The sequence below is a fragment of the Kiloniella sp. genome, from assembly GCF_048270245.1.
Classification (GTDB): Bacteria; Pseudomonadota; Alphaproteobacteria; order Kiloniellales; family Kiloniellaceae; genus Kiloniella.
In genome coordinates, this window is the sequence record NZ_JBLWTH010000003.1 from 534,910 (window position 1) to 545,351 (window position 10,442).

At 47.8% G+C, this 10,442-nt stretch carries 10 protein-coding genes; 1 reads left to right on the plus strand and 9 read right to left on the minus strand.

Annotated elements, in window-relative coordinates; all coding sequences use genetic code 11:
• Positions 1-78 precede the first annotated feature (78 nt).
• The 9 genes from ACN0W5_RS10155 to ACN0W5_RS10195 form a co-directional block, all read right to left on the minus strand.
• Positions 79-426 carry a RidA family protein gene (locus ACN0W5_RS10155; protein ID WP_299381246.1) on the minus strand — a complete coding sequence of 116 codons (348 nt, stop codon included), beginning with the start codon at positions 424-426 and terminating at the stop codon, positions 79-81.
• Positions 427-459: 33 nt separating this feature from the next.
• Positions 460-1,560 carry an NAD(P)/FAD-dependent oxidoreductase gene (locus tag ACN0W5_RS10160; protein WP_417454017.1) on the minus strand — a complete coding sequence of 367 codons (1,101 nt, stop codon included), beginning with the start codon at positions 1,558-1,560 and terminating at the stop codon, positions 460-462.
• A gap of 5 nt (positions 1,561-1,565) precedes the next feature.
• On the minus strand, positions 1,566-2,594 hold the full coding sequence (locus tag ACN0W5_RS10165; protein ID WP_417454018.1) for a histone deacetylase family protein: 1,029 nt from the start codon (positions 2,592-2,594) through the stop codon (positions 1,566-1,568).
• 56 nt (positions 2,595-2,650) lie between these two features.
• Positions 2,651-3,604 (minus strand): 3-keto-5-aminohexanoate cleavage protein, encoded by a 954-nt coding sequence (locus ACN0W5_RS10170; protein ID WP_417454019.1) that lies wholly within the window; start codon positions 3,602-3,604, stop codon positions 2,651-2,653.
• Positions 3,601-4,962 carry an aspartate aminotransferase family protein gene (locus tag ACN0W5_RS10175; RefSeq protein WP_417454020.1) on the minus strand — a complete coding sequence of 454 codons (1,362 nt, stop codon included), beginning with the start codon at positions 4,960-4,962 and terminating at the stop codon, positions 3,601-3,603. The genes ACN0W5_RS10170 and ACN0W5_RS10175 overlap by 4 nt, the downstream gene beginning before the upstream one ends.
• Complete coding sequence (locus tag ACN0W5_RS10180; protein ID WP_417454021.1) at positions 4,962-6,044, minus strand: ABC transporter ATP-binding protein; 1,083 nt, start codon at positions 6,042-6,044, stop codon at positions 4,962-4,964. Before ACN0W5_RS10180 ends, ACN0W5_RS10175 begins: the two co-directional genes overlap by 1 nt.
• A 90-nt stretch (positions 6,045-6,134) precedes the next feature.
• Complete coding sequence (locus ACN0W5_RS10185) at positions 6,135-7,274, minus strand: ABC transporter substrate-binding protein (RefSeq protein WP_417454022.1); 1,140 nt, start codon at positions 7,272-7,274, stop codon at positions 6,135-6,137.
• A gap of 66 nt (positions 7,275-7,340) precedes the next feature.
• Positions 7,341-8,123 (minus strand): ABC transporter permease, encoded by a 783-nt coding sequence (locus tag ACN0W5_RS10190; RefSeq protein ID WP_417454023.1) that lies wholly within the window; start codon positions 8,121-8,123, stop codon positions 7,341-7,343.
• Complete coding sequence (locus ACN0W5_RS10195; protein WP_417454024.1) at positions 8,123-8,989, minus strand: ABC transporter permease; 867 nt, start codon at positions 8,987-8,989, stop codon at positions 8,123-8,125. Before ACN0W5_RS10195 ends, ACN0W5_RS10190 begins: the two co-directional genes overlap by 1 nt.
• 199 nt (positions 8,990-9,188) lie before the next feature.
• On the opposite strand from ACN0W5_RS10195, the gene ACN0W5_RS10200 reads away from it, so the two are divergent.
• Positions 9,189-10,157 carry a LysR family transcriptional regulator gene (locus tag ACN0W5_RS10200; protein WP_417454025.1) on the plus strand — a complete coding sequence of 323 codons (969 nt, stop codon included), beginning with the start codon at positions 9,189-9,191 and terminating at the stop codon, positions 10,155-10,157.
• Positions 10,158-10,442: the final 285 nt, after the last annotated feature.

Here is a 10,442-nt window from a genome sequence, read left to right on the forward strand (position 1 = left end):
TTCGATTGGTTACGGAGTATCCAATCACCAAGACTTTCTCCGCACTTACTGACCAGAACTTTCAGATTGAGAATTCTTTTAAACGGCTGCAACCACAATAATTTCAACCGTGTAATCTGGTGTCGCAAGCTTTGATTCACCGCACGCGCGTGTCGGTGGATTTTCTCTATCCACCCAGGCATCCCATACTTCATTCATTTCCTGAAAATCATCCATGGACGCAAGCCAGATTGTTGCCTGTAATATTTTAGTCTTGTCCGATCCCGCTCTTTCGAGAAGGGTTTCTATATTTTTCAAAATTGTCGCGGTCTGGGCTGCAACACTTTCACCGGGAACACCAACCTGCCCCGCCAGCCAAACCGTGTTATTATGGATAACGGCTTGGCTCATTCTGTTGCCAGGATCAATGCGTGTAATAGAAGTCATTTTTTAACACCTTTATGCTTGAAAGAAGTATGTTTACCGGAATCGTCCGGGATCGAGTGCTTTTATTGTTTCCTCGGGTAGTTGGGGACCTCTCCCCAGACAGATATCTGCGACATATTCAGAAAGAGCAGGCGCAGTTTGAATGCCATATCCCCCCTGACCCGCCACCCAGATAAAATCTTCGACATCAGGAGCAAAACCGACCACAGGCGTCTGATCTTTTACAAAACTGCGCAGACCAGCCCAGCTTTTATCAACCCGCGTGACCGGAACATTCACAGCCTGTTCATATCTATAAAGCCCCTCCGCAAGGACCATATCATCAACAAAAACATCATGTGGTTCCACAGGATCTTCATCGGCAGGCGACACCATCAACTTTCCTCCTTCAGGCTTTGCGTACCATTGTTCAGACGCACTCGCAAAAAGGGGCCATTTCATGATATCATGCCCATCTGGTGCAGGCAGAAGTGCCGCTGAGCGACGTTTCGGCACCAGACCAACTTTATTCACCTGCGCCATGGCAGCAACTTCATCAGCCCACCCACCAGCAGCATTGATCAGAATTTTTGCATCATAGATGCCAACGGGCGTTTCCACCTGCCAAACACCATTGCTTCGAGAAATTTTCTGCGCAGGTGCATTCGTGACGATCTGTCCTCCGTTATGTTTGACAATCCGGGCATAACCCTGCAGCAACCTGTCGACATCAATGTCTTGCGCCCGCGGCTCGTAAGCAACCGCCGCAATCATTTCCTTTCGCAGGATAGGGACAAGCTCAACAGCCTGATCCGCACTCAGGCTTTCAATCCCGACTGATCCTTCGAGATAATGATCCAGCGCCTCGGTTTCAGATTCCGTCGCGACAAGCATAACACCACGCGGAGAAAGAAGACTATGATCTGAAATATCTCCGGGCTCTAACAATACTGTTTCAGAGACCGCATTTAACGCCCTCAATGTGGCATTGCCGTAATTTCGTATGAAGATCGCAGCACTGCGCCCGGTAGAGTGATATCCAAAAGCACTCATCGTTTCCAAGACCGTAACACTTGCTTCCGAACTTATTTTGGCCGCAGATCCAATACCCGCTATTCCCCCACCGATAACCAGCACATCCGACGTATGTCTCATCCTGTTTATGATCCTGTTGTTTCAAACCCGAGTAAAAACGATGTAAGGTTATCTGATAATTCTTCACACAGATACCCACCTTCCTGTACCAGCAGGATAGGAATACCAAGAGTATTGATCGCCTTGGCTATTCGGGTAAACCCTGGTGTTGTTATGGAAAAGCCCTTTAGAGGATCTTTTTCATAGGGATCAAGCCCCAGCGCCACGACCAGTACATCAGCCCCAAATGATTTTATCCGCTCAAGAGCTTTTTCCAAGGCAACAAGATAAGCATCATCCCCCGTCCCCCGTGGCAAAGGCAAATTGAGGTTATAACCTTGTCCTTCTCCTTCGCCCCGTTCCTGAACACTGCCCCAGAAGAATGGATAAAAACGATCAGGGTCCGCGTGTATCGATAGGGTCAGAACATCTTTGCGTTCGTAAAAAATACCTTGGGTCCCATTCCCGTGGTGAACATCTACGTCCAAAATAGCAGGCTTGCGCCCTGATTTTAGGAGCTGTTCGGCTGCGATAGCTGAATTATTGAAAAAGCAAAAACCCCCGGCCATGTCCGCAAAAGCATGGTGTCCCGGAGGGCGACAAAGGGCATAGGCCGCTTTTTCACCTTCCAAAATCAATGCCGCCCCTGTCAGGGCTGTTTGCGCAGACCAGTAAGCAGCTTCCCATGTCCCTGAAGAAATGGGGCAAGCCGTATCAGCCTGATGATATCCGGCCTGTCCAACCGCAGACTTCGGATAGTTAGCATTTCTGGTCGCAGGATGAATATTTGGAATAACTTCATCCGACGCCCCCTCTATTCGCTGCCACCGCTCATGAATATTTTGCAAAAAGGTGATATATTCTGCGGAATGTATCGCTGCAATAGGTGCCAGACCATGATCAACAGTTTGTACAGGTTCGCCTCCCGCTGCCTTTGCACCTTTCAGTAAAAGCGTCACCCGCTCGGGCTGCTCAGGGTTGGGAAGCGGCGTACCATTCGCAAAAAAGTGTTTAGGATCATGCCTTTTTTGACGTTCATCAAAGACATATTTCATATGTTACCTCTAGTACTTTGAATTTCTTTTTTGGGAATATGTTTTGTAGGAACATATCATTTGTCGAAGGTTGGTCCTGCAGCTTGAAGCCTAACATCCTTCTGCCCCTTCAACTGAAGCATGCTGCGCGCGTCATCTGCGGTCGCAACCTCACGGCCAAGATTTTCAACAATCTCTCTGACCTTCACCACCTGTTGCGCGTTTGATACTGCCAACTCTCCCTTTGCAATCGTCAGATTATCTTCCAACCCTACCCGGACATGGCCGCCCATAGCTGCCGACATCGCGGCCATTCGCATCTGATGCCGTCCTGCCGCCAATACTGAGAAGGCATAATTATCACCAAAGAGCTTATCAGCCATTCGTTTCATATGGGTCAGGTTCTCAGGGTCAGCCCCCATCCCCCCCAGGACACCAAAAACAAACTGGATAAAAAGCGGTCCGCGCACCAGTCCCCGGCTGACGAAATGTTCAAGCATATAAAGATGCCCCAGATCATAGCACTCAAACTCAAACCGAGTGCCGCGCTTTTCCCCCATTTCAGCAAGAATAAAAGCAATATCCCGTGGGGTATTTTTAAACACCAGATCATCAGAATTCATCAGGAACAATTTTTCCCAATCATGCTTCCAGTCTTTTATACGCTCAGCAATAGGATACAGTGCAAAATTCATACTCCCCATATTTAACGAGCACATCTCTGGCTCAATTTGCAAAGGGGCAGCCAGACGATCTTCCAAAGACATCAGGGCACTGCCCCCGGTAGATAAGTTCAACACGACGTCGGATTGCCGATCGATGTCAGGCAAAAATCCCATGAAATTTTCATAGGACGATGATGGTTTCCCCGTTTCCGGATCTCTGGCGTGCAAATGAATAATCGCGGCCCCGGCTTCTGTTGCTTCAATTGACTGGGCTGCAATTTCTTCGCCTGTGATAGGAAGATAAGGCGACATAGACGGCGTGTGGATAGAACCTGTTATGGCACAGCTGATGATAATCTTGCTCATAAACCGCCCTGCTTTTTGATATAAGAGGCAATTTCGCGTTCAAAAGTGTCGAGAGATTTGACCAACAATGTCATAATCTCCTCCACTTGAGATTCAGAGGTTATCATAGGGGGACATACTAGGAAGTGATCCCCTTCCAAACCGCCACGAGTTCGACGGGAATAAATAATCAAACCATTGCTGTAAGCAATTTCAACCAGCCTATTAAAAGCAGATATCTCTTTAGGAAGCGGTTGCATTGTTTCCCGATCACTCACCAACTCAAAAGCCAGAAGTAAGCCCATCCCCCTAACATCTCCAATAAAGGAATAGCGCTCCATCAATCCACTCAGATGATGCTTTAGAATACCCCCTATTTTTTCAGCATTCGCCAACAGATCTTGGGCCTCAATTTGCTCAATTACAGCCAGTCCCGCCGAACAGGCTAGCGGATTACCTGCATAGGTAAACCCATGTAAAAAGCCTCCATCGGCCAATACAGCATCGACAATATCATTGTGCGCAACCATCGCCCCAAGCGGCGCATATCCTGCTGAAAACCCTTTGGAAAAAACAAGTATGTCAGGGGAAACGCCCCAGTGTTCTCCTGCAAAAAAGCGTCCGGTTCGACCGCCCCCGGTCATCACCTCATCATGGATCAAAAGGATATTATATTCTGTGCAGATCTCACGAATGCGTTCCATATAACCCGCTGGCGGCACCAAAGCCCCAGTAGAAGCCCCCCCGATCGGCTCAACAATGAAAGCCAAAACACTCTCGGGGCCTTCCTCTTGAATACAGGTCTCCAACATATCTGCATAATAACGTCCTGTGGTAGGATCATCCGGATCTCGCCCATCAAGATAGGCCGTTGGAGCTGGGATTTTTGGCATTTCCTGCATCATCGGATCAAAGGGCTGGGTCAACGATGTATAACCTGTCAGCGCCAGAGCTCCCAAAGTACATCCATGATAACTGGGAAAGCGCGAGATCACTTTCCAACGTGTGGCTTGATCAATTGACAGCGCGTATTGTCGCGCAAGCTTAATCGCACTCTCCACCGCTTCGGAACCACCGGATACAAAGAAAACCTTATCCAAACCCTCTGGCGACAAAGCCGCAACTTTACTTGCCAGTAATTCAGCAGGCTCGGTTTCGAAATGCAGACGATAGCCAAATGTTGATTTATCCATTTGCCTGCGCATTGCTTCCAACACCGTTTCATTTGAATGACCAATGTTACAAACCATTGCCCCGGATGACCCATCGAGAAAACGGTTGCCATCAACATCCCACATGTAGATGCCTCTCGCCTGATCGAGAACCGGGCGACGGCCATGCGATTGATAAAAGAGATGGCTTTGTCTTGCTTTTTTCATCAACTATCTTCCCTCAAAACAACACAGTCCTGAGGCCTGAAACGTATTGAAACAGCCTCACCTTCATTAAACGGACGGTCTTCGATCATATTAAGGGCCTGTAGCTGGAGATCGCCGACACGTACGAAATACCGCACGGCTTGACCTTGGTAATCAACAGTTTCAACAACCGCCTCAACACTCATACGTTGATCAGGAGCTGCATCAGCTGGCACAAGACAAAGTTTTTCAGCACGAATGACAAGTGTTGCAGACGTATCCACGGCTATATCTGTTGCTTTCTCACGGGGAACGCTCACCACACCTAATTGCCCTGCATTGACCAGAACTCTCTTCTCATCTGCGTCTTCACACCGAACCGAAAGAATGTTCGAGCTGCCAAGAAAATCAGCCACAAAAGTACTGCGGGGGTTGTCATATACGTCCTTGGGCGCCCCGACCTGTTCGATACGTCCACCTGACATCACAACCAGCTTATCTGACATTGCCAGAGCTTCCGATTGATCATGCGTTACAAAAACTGTGGTAATTCCAATTTTTTCCTGAATACGTTTAAGCTCAATCCGCATATCTTCGCGAAGATTGGCATCCAGCGCAGAAAGAGGCTCATCAAGCAGTAGGACATCCGGGTTGATCACAATTGATCGCGCCAAAGCAATGCGCTGCTGTTGCCCCCCCGACAATTGATTAGGATAGCGATCCCCCAGATCCGGAAGCTGAACCAGATCAAGTACATCTTTCACCCGGCGCTCAACCTCTGCCGCAGGAACTTTGCGATATTTCAGCCCAAAGGCGATGTTTTCATAAATCGTTTTGTGCGGAAACAAGGCATAGTTCTGAAAAACAATGCCAAGATTTCTTTTGTGTATAGGAATGTTATTGACCAGTTGATCCCCGATACTGATTTCTCCTTCGGATGGATCAAGCAACCCCGCAATCATTCGTAATGTCGTGGTTTTTCCGCAGCCTGAAGGGCCAAGTAAGGTAACAAAGCTACCTTCAGAGATATCCAGAACCAGAGGGTGTACAGCCGTAAAACCGGCAAAGCGTTTGGCGACATTTTTCAAGCTGACGGAACTCACAGCAGATCTCCAGAGACTGAACGTATTTAAAGAGCCTCTCTGCCGCAAAAATTACGGCAGAGAGAAGTACAGGAAAGTAAGAACAGGCGATCAATAACCTTTTTGGATACGACCAAACTGTTTAGACCATGCCTGCTGGTTGCTGTTCCAATAGTCAGAGTTGGCAAAGGTCAGTCCAGAAAGGGTTCCTGTCGGATCAAAAGCCGGCAAGGTCGGAATTTTTTTGCCAAGATCAACTTTCGCCGGATCCAGAGCAGGTGGATAGTTTTGTCCCTCAGCAACAGCGACAGACGCCTCTTTAGACAACATGAAGTTCAAAAGCTGTTCACTCTCTTCCATAGGGGAGCCTTTGAGCACAAAAAGGCATTCCTGCCACCCGAACCCATTCGGTGGATCCATGTACCCGATATCATGCCCCTGTTCTTGTAGGGCGAAGACCCGTCCGGACCACGCTTCAGTGACATAAATTTCCTCTTCCGCAAGCAGAGACATCAGTTCTGCCCCAGATCCCCAGTATTTCAGAAGCAGATCACGATGTGTCCGGATTGCCTCCCAGATCGCATCCATGTCAGTCGCGTTATTCGGGTCCTGTCCGGTCTGAAGAGACGCATACCAAATCCGGGTACGCCAATCACTCCACCCACCAATTTTACCTTTCAGGCGTTCATCAAGCAGAATCTTTGCGCCCTTTTCCTTCATCTCATCATCGGAAATGTGTTTGCGATTATAAGCAATACCTGTTGTTCCATAATCAAAGGGAACACAAGAAAGCGTGCCATCCGTTACCTCCCGAAAAACATCAACCAGCTTCGGAATGACATTTTTAAGGTTCGGGATATTTTTTTCATTCAGGGTACTTGTCAGGCCCAACTCATGATAGCGGGCGTAATCAAAGACCCCTGATAGATGGGCAATATTATATTCGCCTGTCTGGCTGGCTTTTACTCTGGAAATATATTCATCACCGCTCCCAAAGGTGCCGTCCACAACCTTGACGCCTGTTTCTTTGGTAAAGGGGTCAAACGCATGTTTACGGAGGGCTTCGGATACCACGCCACCCCAACCATCAAAACGGACTTCCTTAACAGCGGATAGCGCATTCTTAGCAAACGGCGTACTGACACCATACGCCAGCCCGGCGGCCCCGATCAGCCCCAGAAAAGAGCGTCGATCCAAATCACCATTTTTATAGCGATCAAGTAAACGGTCATATCTTTTTGAATTGTCCATGATTTCTTCTCTCTGTTTTAAGGGTTATTATTTTTATGACGTTCAAGAATTATACTTGTTTAGGGATCAGGCTTGTTTAGCGGCAATACGCCGGGCAATACCAAGCCCGATCAGGGGTAATCCCACCGTCAAAATGATCATGACGGACCCCAGCGCGTTGATTTCCGGAGAAATAGAATTCCGCAGCATTGAGAAAATTTGCGTCGGCACAGTCTCGATCCCTCCCGGTTTCCAGAAAAGGGTCCCGGTAATGTCATCAAAACTGATCGTGAAGGCAAAAAGCATCCCCGCAAAGATGGCAGGTGCAAGCAAAGGAAGCGTTATGGTCAGGAAAGCTTGGATCGGATTAGCGCCAAGGCTCATCGCGGCTTCTTCATAATCTCTGCGAATACTGACAAGGCGTGCCTGCACAACAAGAACAACAAAAGGCAGTGTAAAGATCACATGCCCCAGTAGCAGTAAAAAGAAGCTTTTGTGCAAAGAAAGAAAATTAAGGAAAAGCAAAAGAGCAACGGCCAGAACAACCTCTGGAACCAAAACCGGCGCAATCAAAAGTGTTGAAATAAAATCCCGTCCGGGCACTTTATAACGGACGAGCGCCAAGCTCGCGAGAACTCCCAAGAAGGTCGAGATTAAAGCCGTCAAAGCCCCGAGTATCATAGACGTTTTGAACGCCCTGAGAATTGCCTCGTTCTCCCAAAGCTCAATAAACCAGCGAAAGGAAAAACCCGTCACAGGAAAACTGCCGAACTGATTGCTGTTAAAGCTTAGTAAAACGACGACAGCAACGGGCAAAAACATGAACAGATAAACAGTAGCCGTCCACGCACGAATAACCGACCATCCCATTAGCTTAACCCTTTCATGAGCTGTGACATCCCAAAGAAACGGTTGTAGATAAGGATCAAGGCCCCCAATACCGCGACAAGAACAAGTGAAAGTGCTGAACCTAAGGGCCAATCCAGCTGTGTGATAATCGCTTCAAACACCAGATTGGCAAACATAGCATCGGTGGGACCGCCCAAGATCAAGGGCGTGATATAGGTGCCCGCACCAAGGACAAAACAGAGCAACCCACCCGCAGCCAAACCGGGGAGTGATAAAGGCAACGTAACCTCTAGAAAGCTTTGCCATCTGGTGGAACCCAACGAACAGGCCGCATCTTCCAGTGTTTCGTCAATGCCTTCGACGCTGACGTATATGTTAAGGATCATAAAAGGCAGTAAGAAATGGATTAACCCTAGGATAACCGTCATCTCATTATAAAGAAGCTGAAGAGGTTCCGAAATAATTCCCGATGCGAGAAGCAGGGAATTCAACGCCCCGGAAACCCCCAAAATATTAATCCAGGACATGGTGCGAATAATGTAGCTGATCCAGAACGGCAACATCAGGCACATCAATAACATTGCCTTGTTCCGTCGGGAACGCGCAATGAAGTAAGCCGCAGGATATCCCAATAACGCACAAAGCACCGTCGTGATCGTTGAGATCTTCAACGTATGAAACAAGATATCCCGGTAAAAAGAATCTGTCAGAACTTCAGCCCAATTGGTCAGGTAAAATCCCGGTTGATCCGCGCCACTTGCTGTTCGTAACCAAAATGAATAGACGACAACAAAGATTACCGGCACAACCAACAGAAAAAATATGGTTGTTAAAGCCGGAGAAAGCAGCAACCACGGACGCCGCGCCTCACGTTTTTCGAGTGTCATTGATCTACCCTGTTTTTTGAGCCACATCCTGTGAATCTTCACTTTGGAAAGCGTATGAATATGACTTTTGCCCAATATGATTTTTAGAGGTCTTGTTTTGTGGGCTATTGTCTTTTTCTATTTTTCTCTCCTCAAAGCCTCTCAAATCGCATAGCATTGATCAAATAGATAGTTAGAATTATGAGTATTGATTTAATTTATGCCCGATAAACTCTCCACGGACAGCGCAGAAAAACTAGCCCGTGACATGGACTGGAATTTACTGCGGACCTTTGTCGTTCTTGCGAAATCAAACAGCATTACCGATGCCGCAGAAAAAATGAGGCTGAAACAACCTACCGTCTCAAGCGCCCTCAAAAGACTTGAAGATCGGCTCGGTAAACGCCTGATCGACAGATCACCCGGAAACTTTAAGCTAACACAGGCTGGTGAACTTCTTGAAAAGGAGGCTATTGAGATACATGGGGCCATCCTTCGGCTCAATACTTTGATGCGTGAAACCGTAGATGAAGTGCGAGGCCATGTTCAGATCGCCATGGCCAGCCATGTTATCTGCCCGCTGTTTGACAACACATTGACAGAGTTTCACAAGACACATCCTTTTGGAACCTTGTCCATTGATATATCAGCCAGCCGCTATGTAATCGACAAGGTCATGGCCCGTCGGGCTTCCATGGCAATTTGCCTGGTCAAAGACAAGAACCCTGCACTGGAATACAAGCGTCTTTTCAGAGAGTATTTTGGTCTGTTCTGCGGACCTTCACACCCTCTTTTCGGGTTAAAAAACCTAACCAAAGCTGACCTTGCAGGGCATTCGACAGTAAGCTTTGTCACCGATCATATGAGTGACGCCCTCCGTCAAGTCACGTTAATGCGTGCAGATGCAGATTTGGAAGACCGGGTCGTTGGTACTTCTGCCAATCTAGAGGAAGTCAGAAGACTAATTATGGCCGGACTTGGCATCGGGCCACTACCAATCCACGTGGTCAAACGCGATATTGACGATGGGCATCTGTGGCGTCTTCCTCCGTATGACACCCCACCTGCGGTGGATGTCTATGTCGTCTGGAACCCCAAAGCACGCCTGAATCGCGCTGAACAGGCCTTTCTAGATATGCTTTTGGCACAAATAGATAAAACCCCAATGTCCGAGCGAGAATATATTTGAACTGCTTGAAACTTAGAATATGGAGTTTTCTATTCAAGGTTATCGGGATTATAATAAGCTTATCATTAACCGTAAAAATAGCTTTGCAACGATCTTCTCGATATTGATCGTCAACTATATATTGACGTAAGGCGTGAAGGGCAAAGTTTGGCAGAAATTTTGCTTCCGGAGACAAAAAAACCCCCGCAGCTTTCGCTACGGGGTTTTAATTGGTTGCGGGGGTAGGATTTGAACCTACGACCTTCAGGTTATGAGCCTGACGAGCTACCGGGCTGCTCCACCCCG

What these genes read in the sequence shown, in the direction of transcription:
- ACN0W5_RS10170 (WP_417454019.1), bottom strand. Translation starts at nt 3,604, where the DNA reads ATGAGCAAGATTATCATCAGCTGTGCCATAACAGGTTCTATCCACACG.
- ACN0W5_RS10175 (WP_417454020.1), bottom strand. Translation starts at nt 4,962, where the DNA reads ATGAAAAAAGCAAGACAAAGCCATCTCTTTTATCAATCGCATGGCCGT.
- ACN0W5_RS10165 (WP_417454018.1), bottom strand. Translation starts at nt 2,594, where the DNA reads ATGAAATATGTCTTTGATGAACGTCAAAAAAGGCATGATCCTAAACAC.
- ACN0W5_RS10160 (WP_417454017.1), bottom strand. Translation starts at nt 1,560, where the DNA reads ATGAGACATACGTCGGATGTGCTGGTTATCGGTGGGGGAATAGCGGGT.
- ACN0W5_RS10185 (WP_417454022.1), bottom strand. Translation starts at nt 7,274, where the DNA reads ATGGACAATTCAAAAAGATATGACCGTTTACTTGATCGCTATAAAAAT.
- ACN0W5_RS10190 (WP_417454023.1), bottom strand. Translation starts at nt 8,123, where the DNA reads ATGGGATGGTCGGTTATTCGTGCGTGGACGGCTACTGTTTATCTGTTC.
- ACN0W5_RS10200 (WP_417454025.1), top strand. Translation starts at nt 9,189, where the DNA reads ATGCCCGATAAACTCTCCACGGACAGCGCAGAAAAACTAGCCCGTGAC.
- ACN0W5_RS10155 (WP_299381246.1), bottom strand. Translation starts at nt 426, where the DNA reads ATGACTTCTATTACACGCATTGATCCTGGCAACAGAATGAGCCAAGCC.
- ACN0W5_RS10195 (WP_417454024.1), bottom strand. Translation starts at nt 8,989, where the DNA reads ATGACACTCGAAAAACGTGAGGCGCGGCGTCCGTGGTTGCTGCTTTCT.